The following is a 16410-nucleotide window of genomic DNA, read 5'->3' as shown; positions in this document are numbered from 1 at the left end:
TATCGAGGGCAATCGTGACACGCGGCGCACACCTGAATCAGTTGAAATCGCTTTCGAGGAACGGCCCGCGCTTGACGGCCCGGTCGAGCGTGACGAGCGTCTCGAGCAGGTCGGCCATGCGATTGAGCGGCACCGCGTTCGGCCCGTCCGACTTCGCTTGCGCCGGATTCGGGTGCGTTTCCATGAACAGACCGGCGACGCCGACCGCGACCGCGGCGCGCGCGAGCACCGGCACGAATTCGCGCTGGCCGCCCGAACTCGTGCCCTGACCGCCCGGCAACTGCACGGAATGCGTCGCGTCGAACACGACCGGCGCGTTGGTCTCGCGCATGATCGCGAGCGAACGCATGTCCGACACGAGGTTGTTATAGCCGAACGACACGCCGCGCTCGCACGCCATGAAGCGGTCTTCGGACAGGCCCGCTTCACGCGCGGCGTCGCGCGCCTTGTCGATCACGTTCTTCATGTCGTGCGGCGCGAGAAACTGGCCCTTCTTGATGTTGACCGGCTTGCCCGAGCGCGCGCACGCGTGGATGAAGTCGGTCTGACGGCACAGGAACGCGGGCGTTTGCAGCACGTCGACGACCGACGCTACCTGCTCGATCTCGTGTTCGGCGTGCACGTCGGTCAACACCGGCAGACCGAGCTGGCGCTTCACTTCCGACAGGATGCGCAGACCTTCGTCCATGCCCAGACCGCGAAACGACTTGCCGCTGCTGCGATTGGCCTTGTCGTACGACGATTTGTAGATGAACGGAATGTTCAGCTTCGCGCAGATTTCCTTCAGGCGGCCGGCCGTGTCGATCGTCATCTGTTCCGATTCGACGACACAGGTACCGGCGATCAGGAAAAACGGCTTGTCGAGCCCGATGTCGAAATCGCCCAGTTTCATGCTTTCTCCTCGACCCTCGACTGCTGATGCGCGAGCGCCGCTTCGACGAACGACTTGAACAGCGGATGACCGTCACGCGGCGTAGACGTGAATTCAGGGTGGAACTGGACGCCGACGAACCACGGGTGCATGCTGCGCGGCAGCTCCATCATTTCCGGCAAATCCTCGCTCGGGGTACGGGCGCTAATGATGAGGCCTCCGCCTTCGAGCTGGGGCACGAAGCGGTTATTCACCTCATAACGGTGACGATGGCGTTCGTTCACATCGGTGCCGTAGATCTCTTCGGCGAGCGTGCCGGGCTTGATCGGACAGCGCTGCGAGCCGAGGCGCATCGTGCCGCCGAGATCCGACTCTTCGGTACGCTTCTCGACGCGGCCTTCGCGGTCGTACCACTCGGTGATCAGCGCGACCACGCGGTTCTTCGTTTCCTGATCGAATTCGGTGCTGTTCGCGTCCTTCAGGCCGACGACGTCGCGGGCGAATTCGATGACGGCGAGCTGCATGCCGAGGCAGATGCCGAGATACGGCACGTTCGCTTCGCGCGCATAACGGATCGCGGCGATCTTGCCTTCGGTGCCGCGACGGCCGAAGCCGCCCGGCACGAGCACCGCGTCGAGATGCTTGAGGCTCCCGACGCCTTGCGTTTCGATTTCTTCGGAGTCGATGTACTCGATGTTCACGCGCGTCGACGTATGCATCGACGCATGACGCAGCGCTTCGATCAGCGACTTGTACGACTCGGTCAGATCGACGTACTTGCCGACCATGCCGATCGTCACTTCGTGCTTCGGGTTCTGCAGCTTCTCGACGAGGTCCGACCACATGGAGAGGTCCGCCGCCTTCGGCGTGAGCTTCAGCTCTTCGCAGATGATCGCGTCGAGACCCTGGTCGTGCAGCATCTGCGGAATCTTGTAGATGCTGTCCGCGTCCCACACGGAAATCACCGCGTCTTCGGGCACGTTCGAGAACAGCGAGATCTTCGCGCGCTCGTCGTCCGGAATGCGGCGGTCGGCACGGCACAGCAGCACGTGCGGCGAAATGCCGATTTCGCGCAGCTTCTGCACGCTGTGCTGGGTGGGCTTGGTTTTGAGTTCGCCGGCCGTGGCGACCCAGGGCACCAGCGTCAGGTGCACGAAGCACGCGCTGTTGCGGCCGAGGCGCAGGCTCATCTGGCGCGCGGCTTCGAGGAACGGCAGCGATTCGATGTCACCCACCGTGCCACCCACTTCGACGATCGCGACATCCGGCTCGCCGCACGTCGCAGACGCTGCGCCGCGCTCGACGAATGCCTGGATTTCGTTCGTGATGTGCGGGATGACCTGCACGGTCTTGCCGAGATAATCGCCGCGGCGTTCCTTGCGGATTACCGACTCGTAAATCTGGCCCGTGGTGAAGTTGTTGGCCTTGCGCATCTTCGTGCTGATGAAGCGCTCGTAGTGGCCGAGGTCGAGGTCGGTTTCCGCTCCGTCTTCCGTCACGAACACTTCGCCGTGCTGAAACGGGCTCATCGTGCCGGGGTCGACGTTGATGTAGGGATCGAGTTTGAGGAGGGTGACTTTAAGACCGCGCGATTCGAGGATCGCGGCGAGGGAAGCGGCGGCAATACCCTTGCCGAGGGAAGATACTACGCCGCCGGTGACGAAAACATATTTGGTCATCGCTGGATGCTCGCGGGAAAAACGGATTATACCGTAAAGGATGGTCCCGACCCAGCAAAAAGCGGCCGACCCACGCGTGCCGAGGCCGCCTCGCGTGGCAGCCGGCGCGGCGGTTTGGGGCCCGCTTCGTGCGCGCAGCACGTCAGGCGGTTCGCTCCAGCTCACGCAGCATGCGTTGCACCGCGCGCGCGGTCTCGATCGGCTTTTCCATCGGATACAGATGGCTGCCCTCGAGCCACTCGACGTGCCCGCCGGTCGCGCGTCGCGTCGCGTCGAGCCCGGCCTGGCGGATTTCCTTCGAGCGTGTCCCGGCGATGAACCCGACCGGCACCGGCGCGCCGCGCGCGAGCCGCGCGCCGAGCGTATGCGGCAGCGTCCGGTAGATCTGGTATTCGGTGCGACGATCGAACGCGAGCACCCGGGTGCCGTCGGGCGAACTCTGCGGAATGCCGAAGTCGATGTAGTCGGACAGCATGCGTTCGTCCCAGCGCGCGAACGCGGGCTTCGAATGGAAGTGCCGCCATGCTTCGTCACGGCTCGTCCATTGCGTGCGCCGCTTGCGCGTCGCGGCCGCGGGCGACAGCCGCTCGTCGAGCCCGGTCCATTGCGACACGCGCAGCATGCTGCTGCGCCAGCCGGCGATCACCGGCGAGTCGAGCATCACGACGCCCCTCACCCACTGCGGCTTTTTCAGCGCCGCCATCAGCGACAGATAACCGCCGAGCGAATGCCCGACGAGCCACACCGGCTGCTCGTACTTGCGGGCGATGTCGTCAAGCAGTTGCTCGACCAGATGGGGCCAGTCCTGCGTGACCGGAAAGCGCGGATCATGGCCGATCCGCTCGATCGAGCGCACGTCGTAGTCGTCGGAGAGCTCGGCGAAGATCGTCCGGTAAGTCGAGGCCGGAAAGCCGTTCGCATGCGAGAAATGGATGATGTTTTTCAACTGCGGCGATCTCCGTTGTGTTTTTGACGCGTGGGCGGGTGCTTTGCCTGTGCCGCTGCTTGCGCCTGTTGTCTGCGCTGTTGCGCTCATCGGGCCGCGACGCGCTCAGGGCTCCATCCAGTAGCGGCGCTGCGTGTCCCGATAGCGCTCGAGCGTGAGCGCGGCGCCCTCCTCGCCGCGCGCGTCCGGATCGACGTCGACCCTCACGGCGCCATCGCGATCGCTGCGCCCGAGTTCGATATGACGCGCCGCGTAGCGCGCGAACACGCCCGCATTCGGATGATGAAAGCGATTTTCGTAGCCTACCTGAAATAACGCGATGGACGGATCGATAGAGTCGAGGAACGGCTCGGTCGACGACGTTTTGCTGCCATGATGCGGCACCACCAACACTTGCGCGCGCAGCATAGCGGGATCGCGCGCGAGCAGCGCGCGTTCGGTCGGCGCTTCGATGTCGGCGGTCAGCAGGGCCGTGAAACGCGGCGCGTTCGCACCGACGAACGCCGCCGCCTGGCTTGCGTTGGTGGGCGGCAACGTGCTGACCCTCAACACGCAGCAATGCTCGTTCGCCTTGCCCGTGAGTGCCCCGACGTCAGGCCACAGCACGGCGAACTCAACGCCATCCCACTGCCAGCGCTGCCCCGCCACGCACGGCAGCGTCTGCGTGCCATGCTGTTTTGCCTTCGGCCACAGCGGATTGTCCGGCTCCAGAGCAGCCACCAGCTGACGCACCTCGATCGCATCGAAAACGGCAGGGGCGCCGCCCGCATGATCCGAATCGGCGTGACTGATCATCAGCGTATCGAGCGTCGTCACGCCTTGCGCCCGCAGGAACGGCACCACCACGCGCTCGCCAGCATGGCTCGATTCCGGACCGGGACCCGCATCGAACAGCAAGGCGTGATGCGCGGTCTGCACGAGCACCGACGAGCCCTGCCCGACATCGAGCGCAGTCAGACGGAACGCGCCTGATGGCTCGGCGAGTGCGCCGCTTGCGCTGGGCATCAGCAGCGGCAGCCACGACAGCGGCGCCGCCCAGCGCAGTGGCCAGCCGCGCGGCGCGAGACACCACAGCACACCGAGCGCCGCCGCGGCCAGCGCCCACCCATTCGGCTGCGGCAGCCACCACAGCGTCCAGCGCGGTCCCGACGCCAGTTGCAGGCCGGCCACGAGACCATCGAGCAGCGTGTGCGCGGCGCGCCACGCGAACGCGTCGAGCGGCGCGGGCAATGCGACGCCCGCGAGCACCGTCGGCGTGACGAGCAGGCTCACCCAGGGAATCGCGAACGCGTTCGCGAGCGGACCGGCGAGCGGAATTTGCGCGAACCAGTAGGCGGTCAGCGGCGCCAGCGCGACCGTCACCGCGAACTGCGCGTGAGCGGCGCTGCGCAACCGTTCGGCGAGCATGCGCAGACGCCGGATCGATACGGGACGCGCCGCGCTGCCCTCCTCGTCTTCATGATGACGGGACGCCAGTGAAACCCGCACGCGCGGCCGCCCCGACATCGCGAACAGGATCGCGCCGACTGCGCAAAACGACAGCCAGAAGCCGGCCGACACGACCGCCCACGGATCGACCAGCAGCACGAGTCCGAGCGCCCACGCGAGCACCGTGGAGCGCGCTAGCTGCCGGCCGCCGACGAACGCCAGCGCGACGAGCGCGGCCATCCACAACGCGCGTTGCGCTGGCACGTTGAAGCCCGCGAGCGCGGCATGCAGTGCGGCGAACATCGCACCCGCGGTCACGCCGACGAGCTGCGCGGGCAAGCGCAGCGGCCAGTTGCGGCCGAGCCACCCCGAACGTCGCCAGATTGCCGCCGCGAGCCAGCCGGTCAGCCCCGCGACCAAGCCGAGATGCAAGCCGGAAATCGCCACCAGATGACTCGTGCCGGTGCCGCGCATCAATTGCCAGTCGGCGGGGCTCACTTCGTCCTGCGCGCCGATCGCGAGCGCGACGACGATGCCTCGATGCGGCGCATCGGCAAGCACCGTGTCGATACGCGCACGCAACCCGGCGCGCCAGCGGTCGACCAGCACGGCGAGCCCGCGCGCGTGACCGGTCAGGCGCCGCGCATGGTCCGGCACGCTCACGTAGCCGGTCGCGCGGACGTTGCGCGCGACCAGACTCGCCTCTGCATCGCGCACGCCGAAATTCGCGTTGCCGTGCGGGCGCTTCAGGCGCACGGTCAGACGCCAGCGTTCGCCCGGTTCGAGCCGCGGCGCCGCGGCGTCGCGCGCGATCCAGGCTAGCTGGATCACGCGCGGGAAAGCGGCGAGCCGCGCACCGTTCGTATCGACGTCGAACAGGAAGCGCGCGCCTTTGTCGTCACGCGTCGGCAATCCCTTGATCGTGCCGACCACCTCGATATCGCGCCCTTCCCACTCGTGCGGCAGGCTCACCGCGAGCCGCGTTTGCGCGCGCACGGCCGCGTAGCCGAAGCCGACGCAGATCGCCGCGCACCACACCGCGCCCCAACCGGCCACCCGCCGCATGCGAGCGTCGCGCCATACGCGGCTAGCGAACTGGTGCGAGAAGCCCCGCTCGTGTTCGCGCTGGAGCGCCGCACCGGCCGCACCTGTCACACCCGCCGCCGCAGCCGCTCCGCCGCCACCCAAACCCCACACCGCAACGCCGGCCGCCGTGCAGCCGACCAGTATCAACGCGCACCATGCGCCTGTATCCGGCAACACCGCCTGTCGCTGCAGCCAGACCACCCCCAACGCAAATCCACACCAGACCGCCCGCATCCGCCCTCCGTACCCGCTGGCGCCGGGCCTCGTCACCGCGCCAGCGAACGGGCAGCAGCGAGCCCGCCGGGCGTGGGGATCGCCCGACGCGAACCCTTTCGATCAACGGAATCGATTATGCAGAGGAAAGCGCGAGTCGCGGCAGCGCGGCAAGCGCGTTAGCCGTTGTGCCAAGGGCGGCTGCGTCGGAAGTGACACCGCGCAGTCGCGCGAGGCTCGCGCCGATCGCCGGAATCTGCTCGGGTGAATTGCGCTGCCTGTACATCCACGACGGCGCGATATCCGGCGCGTCGGTCTCGACGACCAGCGCATCGAACGGCAGTTGTTCGGCGAGTCGCCGGATCTGCCGGGCGCGCTCGAACGTGAGGTTGCCGCCGAACCCAAGATGCATGCCCTGATCGATGTACGCCTGCGCCTGCTGGAAACTGCCATTGAACGCGTGCGCGATGCCGCGATGAATCTGATGCCGGCGCAGCCCTTTGATCACCTGATCCTGCGATTTGCGCACATGGCAGATGACCGGCAAATCGAATTCGCGCGCGAGCTGCAACTGGCCGTTGTAGAAAAACTGCTGGCGCGCATCGTCGAGGCCGTCGACGAAATAGTCGAGCCCGATCTCGCCGATGCCGACGAAGCGCGGATCGTCGAGACTCGCCTCGATCTCCATGCGCAACAGGTCGAGGTCGGCATCGACGGCGTGCGGCGTGAACAGGGGATGAATGCCGAGCGCGTACGCGCCGCCGTCGACGCGATGCGCGAGCTCGCGCACCGCCGTGAAGTTCTGTCGCCCGATCGCCGGAATCACGATGCGCGACACTCCCGCATGGCGCGCGGACGCCGCAACCGCATCACGGTCGGCGTCGAACTCCGAAGCGTCGAGATGGCAGTGCGTGTCGATCCACATGGGTTATCTCGCTGGCAAGAGGACGGACCGTGCCGGCCCGCACTCAGACCGGCACCGGCGGCTCTTCGTGCAGCACGCCGTCGCGCAACCGCATGATGCGATCACAGCGGCCCGCCAGCTCCGGGTCGTGCGTGACGATCACGAAGCTCGTCTCGAGCGTGCGCGACAGTTCGAGCATCAGGTTGAAGACCGTGTCGGCGGTGCCGCCGTCAAGGTTACCGGTCGGCTCGTCGGCGAGCACGCAGGCGGGCTTCGTGACGAGCGCACGCGCGATCGCGACACGCTGACGCTCGCCGCCCGACAGCTCGCCCGGCCGATGCTTCGCGCGATGCCCCATGCCGACGCGCTCCAGCACCGCCATGGCCTCGCGGCGCGCGACTTCGGTCGTCTCGCGACGAATCCGCAGCGGCATCGCGACGTTATCGAGGGCGGAAAACTCCGGCAGCAGATGGTGAAACTGATACACGAAACCGAGCGCGCGATTGCGCAGGACGTTGCGCTCGCGCTCGGAGAGTTTCGTGAACGGCTTGCCGAGCACCGACACATGGCCTGCGCTCGGATCGTCGAGACCGCCGAGCACGTGCAGCAGCGTGCTCTTGCCGGAGCCCGACGCGCCGACGATCGCGAGCTTCTCGCCGCGCCGCACGGCGAGTTGCGCATTGTTGAGCACCTGCACGTTCAGCCCGCCCTGCACGAACGCTTTGGAAATGCCGGTGGCTTCGAGCACGAACGGATGCGACGCGGAGTCCTGAGCGGTCATGGATGAATCGGTTGAGGGATGGACGAGGCGGTCATTCATAGCGCAGCGCCTCCGCCGGACGGACCTTCGCGCCGCGCCAGCTCGGATAGAGCGTCGCGAGCGCCGACAGCACGAACGCGATGATGCCGATGCGCGCGACGTCCGCCGGAACCAGCTCGGACGGCAGCTCGCTGATGAAGTACACCGACGGCGGCAGGAATTGCACGCCGAGCAGATGCTCGATCATCGGCACGAGCCACGGAATGCTCCACGCGATCAGACAGCCGAGCACGACGCCGGTCGCCGTGCCGATGAAGCCGATCGTCACGCCTTGCACGACGAAGATCTTCATGATCGAGCCGGGTTGCGCGCCGAGCGTGCGCAGAATCGCGATGTCGGCCTGCTTGTTGGTCACCGTCATCACCAGCGACGACACCAGATTGAACGCGGCCACCGCAATGATCAGCGTCAGGATGATGAACATCATGCGCTTCTCGATCTGCACCGCCGAGAACCAGGTCTTGTTCTGCTGGGTCCAGTCGCGAATGTACAGATCGCCCGACAGCGTGCGCGCGAGCTGATGCGCGACTTCCGGCGCGCGCTGCATGTCGGTGAGGCGCAGCCGCACGCCGGTCGGCGCGGGCAGCCGGAACAGCGCCTGTGCGTCCTTGATGTTGATCAGCGCGAGCGTGCTGTCGTATTCGTAATGGCCCGACTCGAAGATGCCGACCACCGTGAACTGCTTCAGGCGCGGCAGCATGCCGGCCGGCGTGATCGTGCCTTCGGGCGCGACGAGCGTGATCTTGTCGTTCAGCTGCACGCCGAGATTGGCCGCCAGATCGGCGCCGAGCACGATGCCGAAGCCGCCGGGCACGAGGTCGGCCAGCTTGCCGCCTTTCATTTCCTTGCCGATGTCGGACACTTCAGGCTCGAGCGTCGGCTCGATGCCACGCAACGCGACGCCGCTCACCGCGTCCTGGCGCGTCAGCAGCGCCTGGGCCTCGACGTACGGCGCCGCGCCGATCACCTCCTTGTTCTGGCGCGCCTCCTTCGCGGTCAGTTGCCAGTCGGGCATCGAACCGGTCGGCGAAAAGATCTCGACGTGCGCGAGCACCGACAGCATGCGGTCGCGCACCTCTTTCTGAAAGCCGTTCATCACCGACAACACGACGATCAGCGCCGCGACGCCAAGCGCGATGCCCGACATCGACACCAGCGCGATGAACGAAATGAAGCCGTTACCGGTCGTGCGTTTGCCGGCGCGTGTGTAGCGCCAGCCAATCTGCCATTCGTAGGGAAATTTCAAGCGAATCCTTTTGTGCGTTCTTCGACTGTATGTCGGGACCGGCGGACATCGAGCGTCCGCCGTGCGGCCCGAGCGTCGTGATCGTTGGGCTCGCGGCGGCGCGGATCGTTCCTCGCGCGCCCGGCCGCTGTGCGGCTCTGCCGGCGCATAGAGGCGCGGCGCCGCGGTGCGCCACTCTGCCGGGTCCAGCGATCAAGCGCGAAGTTTGCCACACAATGCCGGCGGCTCGCGCAAAGGACGTGCCTCGGCCGCGCCATCGACGAACCGGCCGCGCTTCGTCGAAATACTCGCACCGTTTGCCCTACAATGCGCAGCATCATGCCTGCCGACCGCCTCCATCTTCTGCTGCCCTTCGCGCTGCCTGCCGCGGCCGACGCCTCCACCGCGCTTCACGACATCCAGTGTCCCGCTCTCGACAGGCTGATCGCGCGCGCGACGCTGATCGAACGCGTGATCGGCGAGGATTTTCAGCGCACGCTGCCGCACGAGCGCTGGGTCGCGCGACAATTCGGCGCGCTGCCCGACGGCGCCTCGGCCGCCGCCGACGAAGCCCCGCTCGCGCCCTACATGCTGCGCGCCGACGGCGGCGAACCCGGCAACGCGACGTGGGCCTGCGTGCAGCCGGTACACGTGCACATCGCGCACGACCACCTGGTGCTGATCGACCCGGCGTCGCTCAATCTGTCGGACGCCGAAGCGAGCACGCTGCTCGCGCTTGCGCGTCCGCTGATCGAGGAACTCGGCGTGCGCATCGAGGCGCCCAAGCCAATCCGCTGGTATCTGTCGAGCGACGCTTTCGGTTCGCTCGCGGGCGCGTCGCCGTTGCGCGCGAGCGGCCGCAACATCGAGATCTGGTTGCCGCACGAAGCGCATTCCGGCGAACGCTCTCGCGCGTGGATGAAGCTGCAGAACGAAGTGCAGATGGCGTGGTTCGAGCACCCGGTCAACGAAGCGCGGGAGGCACGCGGACTGCCGGCCGTCAACTCGATCTGGTTTCACGCGCAAGGCGTCGCGCGGAGCGTGCGCAGTCCGTTCGCGCAGGTGCTGTCCGATGCCGCCGCAACGCGCGGTCTCGCGCTCAGCGCGGGGGTCGCGACAGGCGCGCCGCCGGCGTCGTATCGCGAACTGGTCGCGGCGCTGCGCGGTACCACCCACGGCAGCGGCGCAACGCTCGTCGAACTCGACCCCTTCTCGGCGCCCTACATCGAACAGGACTGGGCGCGCTGGAACCAGGCATTCGCCGCGCTGCAGACCGACTGGTTCGCGCCCGCGCTCGCGGCACTCAAGTCGGGCGAACTCGCCGAGCTCGGCCTCACGCTGTGCGGCGACACCGGCTCGGTGACGCTGACGGTCACGCGCGGCGATCTGCGCAAATTCTGGCGGCGGCGCGTGCTGGCCTCGCTTTTCATCGAATGATCCACGGCCCTTCCGCATGACCCGAATCGTTACACGCCCCTGCTCCCCCGTCGACGCCGAAGTGCTGACCCGCTGCGGCCTGCATCCGGTGCTCGCACGCCTGTACGCAGCGCGCGGCGTGTGCCTGCCCGAGGACGTCGAAACCGGCCTCGCGCGGCTCGTGCCGCCCGCCGAACTGAAGGGCTGCGACGCGGCCGCCGCGCTGCTCGCCGACGCGCTCCAGCAGCAGCGCCGCATGCTGGTCGTCGCCGATTACGACTGCGACGGCGCGACCGCCTGCGCGGTCGCGGTGCGCGGGCTGCGCATGTTCGGCGCGCGCATCGACTACCTCGTGCCGAACCGCATGGAGCACGGCTACGGGCTCACGCCGGACATCGTCGAGCTGGCGGCGCGTAGCGCGGCCGGCAAGCCCGATCTGCTGATCACCGTCGACAACGGCATCGCGAGCGTCGACGGCGTCGCGGCGGCCAACGCCCTCGGCATCGACGTGCTCGTCACCGACCACCACCTGCCCGGCGACGAACTGCCCGCCGCGCGCGCAATCGTCAATCCGAACCAGCCGGGCTGTACGTTCCCGAGCAAGTGTCTCGCCGGCGTCGGCGTGATGTTCTACGTGCTGCTCGCGCTGCGCGCCGAACTGCGCCGCCGTGGGGCGTTCGGCGAGGCGCTGCCCGAGCCGCGCCTCGACGGCCTGCTCGATCTGGTCGCACTCGGCACCGTCGCCGATGTCGTCAAACTCGACGGCAACAACCGCGTGCTGGTCGCGCAAGGTCTGCAGCGCATCCGCCGCGGCCGCATGCAGCCGGGCATCGCCGCGCTGTTTCGGGCCGCCGCGCGCGATGCGCGCAACGCCTCCGGCTTCGACCTCGGCTTCGCGCTGGGACCGCGCCTGAACGCGGCGGGTCGGCTGTCGGACATGTCGCTCGGCATCGAATGCCTGACCACCGACGACGTCGGCCGTGCCTGGGAACTCGCGCAGCAGCTCGACACGATGAACCGCGAGCGCCGCGAAATCGAGGCCGGCATGCAGCAGCAGGCGCTGGACGACCTGTCGACGGTCGATCCCGACGGCGCGACCACGATCACGTTGTTCAATCCGGGCTGGCATCAGGGCGTGATCGGCATCGTCGCGGGACGGCTGAAAGAGAAGTTCCACCGCCCGTCGTTCACGTTCGCGCCGGCCGACGATACCGGCATGCTCGTCAAGGGCTCGGGCCGCTCGATCGCGGGCTTCCACCTGCGCGACGCGCTCGATCTGATCTCGAAGCGCGAGCCGGACCTGATCGTCAAATTCGGCGGCCACGCGATGGCCGCGGGCCTGACGATCGCCGCCGCCAACGTGCCGCGCTTCACCGCCGCGTTCGAGGCGGTCGGCCGCGAATGGCTGTCCGCGCAGGCGCTCGCACGCACGATCGAAACCGACGGCGAGCTCGAAGACGCGTACTTCACGCCGCAATTCGTCGAAATGCTCGACGCGGCCGTCTGGGGCCAGGGTTTTCCGGCGCCGGTGTTCTCCGGCGAATTCGAGGTCGCCTCGCAGGCGTTGGTGAAGGACAAGCACCTGAAGCTGCAACTGCTGCGCGGCCGCCAGCGCTTCAACGCGATCTGGTTCAATCACACCGACACGCTGCCCGCGCGCACCACCGTCGCCTACCGGCTCGCGAGCGATACATGGAACGGCGTGTCGCGCGTGCAACTGATCGTCGAGCACGCGGTGAGCTGAAATCTTCCGCAAAATCAATCGCGAACACGCGCCAGATCGCCCGCGAGGCTCCGGCGCGGCGTGCCGATCGGCTATAATTTCTGCTTTTTACGCAGAATAGAAGATCGACATGGAAGCGGAACGTCTCAACGCGATCGAAGCCTCTCTGGCCGACCTGCGCAAGCGCGCGGACGACCTACGGGGGTATCTTTGACTACGACGACAAAGCACTGCGTCTAATCGAAGTCAACCGGGAACTCGAAGACCCGGACGTCTGGAACGACTCGAAGCACGCCCAGGCGCTCGGTAAGGAAAAGAAGCTGCTCGACGACACGGTCGGCAAGCTCACGTCGATCACGAACGACGTGCGCGACGCGCAAGACCTGTTCGAGATGGCACGCGAAGAAGCCGACGACGACACGCTTCTCGCCTGCGAAGGTGACGCCCAGGCCATCGAGGCACGCGTCGCCGGCATGGAATTCCGCCGGATGTTCGCGAACCCGGCCGATCCCAACAACGCCTTTCTCGACATCCAGGCCGGCGCCGGCGGCACCGAGGCGTGCGACTGGGCGTCGATGCTGCTGCGCCAGTATCTGCGCTACTGCGAGCGCAAGGGCTTCAAGACCGAAGTACTCGAGCAGACCGACGGCGACGTCGCCGGCATCAAGAACGCGACGATCAAGATCGAAGGCGAATACGCGTACGGCTTCCTGCGTACCGAAACCGGCGTGCACCGGCTCGTGCGCAAGTCGCCGTTCGACTCGTCGGGCGGTCGTCACACGTCGTTCTCGTCGGTGTTCGTGTACCCGGAAATCGACGACTCGATCGAAGTCGACATCAACCCGGCCGACCTGCGCATCGACACGTACCGTGCTTCGGGCGCGGGTGGTCAGCACATCAACAAGACCGACTCGGCGGTGCGTATCACGCACATGCCGTCGGGCATCGTCGTGCAGTGCCAGAACGACCGCTCGCAGCACCGCAACCGCGCCGAAGCCATGGCGATGCTGAAATCGCGCCTCTATGAAGCGGAAATCCGCAAGCGTCAGGCCGAGCAGGACAAGCTGGAAGCCGGCAAGACCGATGTGGGTTGGGGCCATCAGATCCGTTCGTACGTGCTCGACAACAGCCGCATCAAGGATCTGCGCACCAACGTCGAAATCAGCAATACGAAGAGCGTGCTCGACGGTGACCTCGATCCGTTCATCAGCGCGAGCCTGAAACAGGGCGTCTAGGCGCGCACGGCGCGGCCCCGTTCACCGATCGGGACCGCGCCTTCTTCGTTGCTGCTTTTGCGTTGCTTTTGCGTTGCTTCCACGCTATTTGTTCGCCGTTTTTCCAGTACCGCCTGAGGTTTTTACACTGACTGGCTTCCCGCCAGCGGAGCACTCCGCGGCGGGCTACCGAATACCAAATCATCATGACTGAACCGACCCAGCCGACTGTCGTGCCCGAAGCGGACGACAACAAGATCATCGCCGAGCGCCGCGAAAAGCTGCGCGAACTGCGTGAGCGAGGCGTCGCCTATCCGAACGATTTCCGTCCCACGCACCACGCTGAAGATCTGCAGGCGCAGTACGAGCACACCGACAAGGAAGCACTCGAAGCGAATCCGCTCGAAGTCGCGATCGCCGGCCGCATGATGCTGAAACGCGTGATGGGCAAGGCAAGTTTCGCAACCGTGCGCGACGGCTCGGGTCAGATCCAGTTCTTCATCACACCGGCCGACGTCGGTCAGGAGACCTACGACGCGTTCAAGAAGTGGGACATGGGCGACATCGTCGCCGCGCGCGGCGTGCTGTTCCGCACCAACAAGGGCGAGCTATCGGTGCGCTGCACGGAGCTGCGCCTGCTGTCGAAGTCGCTGCGTCCGCTGCCGGACAAGTTCCACGGTCTCGCCGACCAGGAAATGAAGTACCGCCAGCGCTATGTCGATCTGATCGTCACGCCGGAAACGCGCCGCACGTTCGTCGCGCGCACGAAGGCGATTTCGTCGATCCGCAAGTACATGGCCGACGCGAACTTCATGGAAGTCGAAACACCGATGCTGCACCCGATTCCGGGCGGCGCGGCGGCCAAGCCGTTCTCGACGCACCACAATGCGCTCGACATGCAGATGTTCCTGCGCATCGCGCCGGAGCTGTACCTGAAGCGGCTGGTGGTGGGCGGCTTCGAGCGCGTGTTCGAGATCAATCGTAATTTCCGCAACGAGGGCGTATCCGTGCGCCACAACCCGGAATTCACGATGATCGAGTTCTACGCGGCCTACACCGATTACAAGTGGCTGATGGACTTCACCGAGCAGCTGATTCGCCAGGCGGCGATCGATGCGCTCGGCACGGCCACCATCACTTATCAGGGCCGCGAGCTCGATCTGTCGAAGCCGTTCCATCGGCTCACGATCACGCAGGCGATCCAGAAATACGCGCCGCAATACACGAACGAGCAGCTCGCCGACGGCACGTTCCTGCGCGCCGAGCTGAAGAAGTTCGGCGTCGATGCATCGCAGCCGCAGTTCCTGAACGCGGGCGTCGGCTCGCTGCAATTGGCGCTGTTCGAAGAGACCGCCGAGTCGCAACTGTGGGAGCCGACCTACATCATCGACTACCCGATCGAGGTGTCGCCGCTCGCGCGTGCGTCGGACAAGGTGGCAGGCATCACCGAGCGTTTCGAGCTGTTCATCACCGGCCGCGAAATCGCCAACGGCTTCTCGGAGCTGAACGATCCGGAAGATCAGGCCGCGCGCTTCAGGAAGCAGGTCGACCAGAAAGACGCCGGCGACGAGGAAGCGATGTTCTACGACGCCGACTACATCCGCGCGCTCGAATACGGCATGCCGCCAGCGGGCGGCTGCGGTATCGGCATCGATCGTCTGGTCATGATGCTGACCGATAGCCCGAGCATCCGCGACGTGATTCTGTTCCCGCATCTGCGTCGCGAAGACTGAGCGACGCTGGGCGCGAGCGCTCGTTGTGCTTCGCGCGCAATGCGATGGTTTGAAGAGCGCCCGGTTGATGCCGGGCGTTTTCTTATGCGCGCGTTTTCGCTTTGCGGGACCGTTTTCTGCTTCCCATCGTTTGTAACCAGCGGTAAAAGCTGCTCGTTCGCGCGCAAGTCGCCGCGGACTCGATGGTCTTAGAAGCTTGTTGACACCAAAGCGCACCGCGTAAAGGGCGCCACCTGAGCGGTTACAAATAGAAACGCCGCCCGGATCGAATTGCCCGACACTCAGTCTCACAAGAAGTCGGCTCTGCCAGAAACGGAGGCCCTACATGGACACCCCTACTCATCAACCCACGCAGCCACGTCGTCTTCATCCCTTGATCGCGGTGGCCGCCGGCGCGGTGCTCGTCGCGAGTCTCGTCGCTACCGCGGCGATCACCGGCGTGTTCCCGAAGGCGTCGGGCAACGGCGCACAGAACGATCAGACGCAGGCCGCGCAGGTCAGCACGCAAGCGCCGGGCGTCGTCGATTCGGCCGCGCCGGTCAAGCCATCTGCGCAACAGCGGCAGGATCAGGCTCAGCAAGCGGTGCCGGCCGCCCCTGCCGCCGCTCCGACCCAGCAGCAATACGCGCAGCAACAGCAGGCACAGGCCGCGCCGCAGTATGCGCAGCAGCCGGCGCCGCATGCCGCTTATTGCTCGACTTGCGGCACCGTCGTCGCGATCTCGGCGGTTCGGCATGAAGGACATGGCACCGGCATTGGCGCGGTCGGCGGTGCGGTGGCCGGGGGCGTCGTCGGTAATCAATTCGGCGCCGGCGGCGGGCGTACCGCGATGACGCTGCTCGGCGCGCTGGGCGGCGGGTTCGCCGGCAACTCGGTCGAAAAACATCTGCGCAGCACGACGTCGTATTCGGTGCGCGTGCACATGGAAGACGGCAAGACGCGCTACTTCACCTATAGCGAGGCGCCGCCGTTGCGCGACGGCGAGCGCGTGCGCGTTCGGAACGGCGGCCTCGTCGCCGACTGAGCTGAGCTCGGCGCCCAACGTTCGTCGACGCGCCAATCGGCATAGGGGGTAGCCAAGAGGCTACGCCCCTGCCACACCACCCGGCATGCGGGTCCGCACCGGGCGGTTCGGGAAGTTGAGGTCAGGAG

12 protein-coding genes are annotated in these 16410 nt (G+C 66.4%); 5 read left to right on the top strand and 7 right to left on the bottom strand.

The genetic code is table 11. The features are described from left to right. Positions 1 to 37 precede the first annotated feature (37 nt). From kdsA to HDG37_RS15035, 7 genes are all read right to left on the bottom strand, one after another. Positions 38 to 892, bottom strand: a complete 855-nt coding sequence (kdsA, locus tag HDG37_RS15065) for a 3-deoxy-8-phosphooctulonate synthase (protein WP_184048879.1) — start codon at positions 890 to 892, stop codon at positions 38 to 40. Then, positions 889 to 2550, bottom strand: a complete 1662-nt coding sequence (locus HDG37_RS15060; RefSeq protein WP_090800767.1) for a CTP synthase — start codon at positions 2548 to 2550, stop codon at positions 889 to 891. Before HDG37_RS15060 ends, kdsA begins: the two co-directional genes overlap by 4 nt. A gap of 142 nt (positions 2551 to 2692) precedes the next feature. After that, positions 2693 to 3496 (bottom strand): alpha/beta fold hydrolase, encoded by an 804-nt coding sequence (locus tag HDG37_RS15055; RefSeq protein WP_184048876.1) that lies wholly within the window; start codon positions 3494 to 3496, stop codon positions 2693 to 2695. A gap of 105 nt (positions 3497 to 3601) precedes the next feature. Further along, a complete protein-coding gene (locus tag HDG37_RS15050) occupies positions 3602 to 6244 on the bottom strand; it encodes a DNA internalization-related competence protein ComEC/Rec2 (protein WP_184048873.1) in 2643 nt (880 codons plus the stop codon). Positions 6245 to 6359: 115 nt separating this feature from the next. Beyond that, positions 6360 to 7148 (bottom strand): TatD family hydrolase, encoded by a 789-nt coding sequence (locus HDG37_RS15045; protein WP_184048870.1) that lies wholly within the window; start codon positions 7146 to 7148, stop codon positions 6360 to 6362. 43 nt (positions 7149 to 7191) lie between these two features. After that, on the bottom strand, positions 7192 to 7908 hold the full coding sequence (lolD, locus tag HDG37_RS15040; protein ID WP_409260126.1) for a lipoprotein-releasing ABC transporter ATP-binding protein LolD: 717 nt from the start codon (positions 7906 to 7908) through the stop codon (positions 7192 to 7194). Positions 7909 to 7939: 31 nt separating this feature from the next. Further along, positions 7940 to 9193, bottom strand: coding sequence for a lipoprotein-releasing ABC transporter permease subunit (locus HDG37_RS15035; protein ID WP_184048864.1), 1254 nt, complete (start codon positions 9191 to 9193; stop codon positions 7940 to 7942). A 306-nt stretch (positions 9194 to 9499) separates the two neighbouring features. On the opposite strand from HDG37_RS15035, the gene HDG37_RS15030 reads away from it, so the two are divergent. The 5 genes from HDG37_RS15030 (at position 9500) to HDG37_RS15010 (ending at position 16282) form a co-directional block, all read left to right on the top strand. Then, positions 9500 to 10609 carry a regulator gene (locus HDG37_RS15030; protein ID WP_184048861.1) on the top strand — a complete coding sequence of 370 codons (1110 nt, stop codon included), beginning with the start codon at positions 9500 to 9502 and terminating at the stop codon, positions 10607 to 10609. Between the two features lie 16 nt (positions 10610 to 10625). Then, positions 10626 to 12332 carry a single-stranded-DNA-specific exonuclease RecJ gene (gene recJ / locus HDG37_RS15025; protein WP_184048858.1) on the top strand — a complete coding sequence of 569 codons (1707 nt, stop codon included), beginning with the start codon at positions 10626 to 10628 and terminating at the stop codon, positions 12330 to 12332. Between the two features lie 109 nt (positions 12333 to 12441). Then, a protein-coding gene (gene prfB, locus HDG37_RS15020; protein WP_184048855.1) for a peptide chain release factor 2 occupies positions 12442 to 13546 on the top strand; the annotation gives its coding sequence in 2 pieces (ribosomal slippage) (positions 12442 to 12522 and positions 12524 to 13546; 1104 coding nt in all). A 185-nt stretch (positions 13547 to 13731) separates the two neighbouring features. Then, positions 13732 to 15258, top strand: a complete 1527-nt coding sequence (gene lysS, locus HDG37_RS15015; RefSeq protein ID WP_184048852.1) for a lysine--tRNA ligase — start codon at positions 13732 to 13734, stop codon at positions 15256 to 15258. A gap of 325 nt (positions 15259 to 15583) precedes the next feature. Then, the gene (locus HDG37_RS15010; RefSeq protein WP_184048849.1) at positions 15584 to 16282 is read left to right on the top strand and encodes a glycine zipper 2TM domain-containing protein; all 699 of its coding nucleotides are present in this window, start codon (positions 15584 to 15586) and stop codon (positions 16280 to 16282) included. Positions 16283 to 16410: the final 128 nt, after the last annotated feature.

Source organism: Paraburkholderia sp. MM5384-R2 (genome assembly GCF_014201025.1).
Lineage (GTDB): Bacteria > Pseudomonadota > Gammaproteobacteria > Burkholderiales > Burkholderiaceae > Paraburkholderia > Paraburkholderia tuberum.
This window is presented reverse-complemented; position numbering and strand designations above follow the sequence as displayed.

Excerpts from the sequence above, each read along its gene's own strand:
- kdsA (WP_184048879.1), bottom strand. The coding sequence starts at position 892 with ATGAAACTGGGCGATTTCGACATCGGGCTCGACAAGCCGTTTTTCCTG.
- HDG37_RS15045 (WP_184048870.1), bottom strand. The coding sequence starts at position 7,148 with ATGTGGATCGACACGCACTGCCATCTCGACGCTTCGGAGTTCGACGCC.
- lysS (WP_184048852.1), top strand. The coding sequence starts at position 13,732 with ATGACTGAACCGACCCAGCCGACTGTCGTGCCCGAAGCGGACGACAAC.
- HDG37_RS15050 (WP_184048873.1), bottom strand. The coding sequence starts at position 6,244 with ATGCGGGCGGTCTGGTGTGGATTTGCGTTGGGGGTGGTCTGGCTGCAG.
- HDG37_RS15060 (WP_090800767.1), bottom strand. The coding sequence starts at position 2,550 with ATGACCAAATATGTTTTCGTCACCGGCGGCGTAGTATCTTCCCTCGGC.
- HDG37_RS15010 (WP_184048849.1), top strand. The coding sequence starts at position 15,584 with ATGGACACCCCTACTCATCAACCCACGCAGCCACGTCGTCTTCATCCC.
- HDG37_RS15030 (WP_184048861.1), top strand. The coding sequence starts at position 9,500 with ATGCGCAGCATCATGCCTGCCGACCGCCTCCATCTTCTGCTGCCCTTC.
- lolD (WP_409260126.1), bottom strand. The coding sequence starts at position 7,908 with ATGACCGCTCAGGACTCCGCGTCGCATCCGTTCGTGCTCGAAGCCACC.
- recJ (WP_184048858.1), top strand. The coding sequence starts at position 10,626 with ATGACCCGAATCGTTACACGCCCCTGCTCCCCCGTCGACGCCGAAGTG.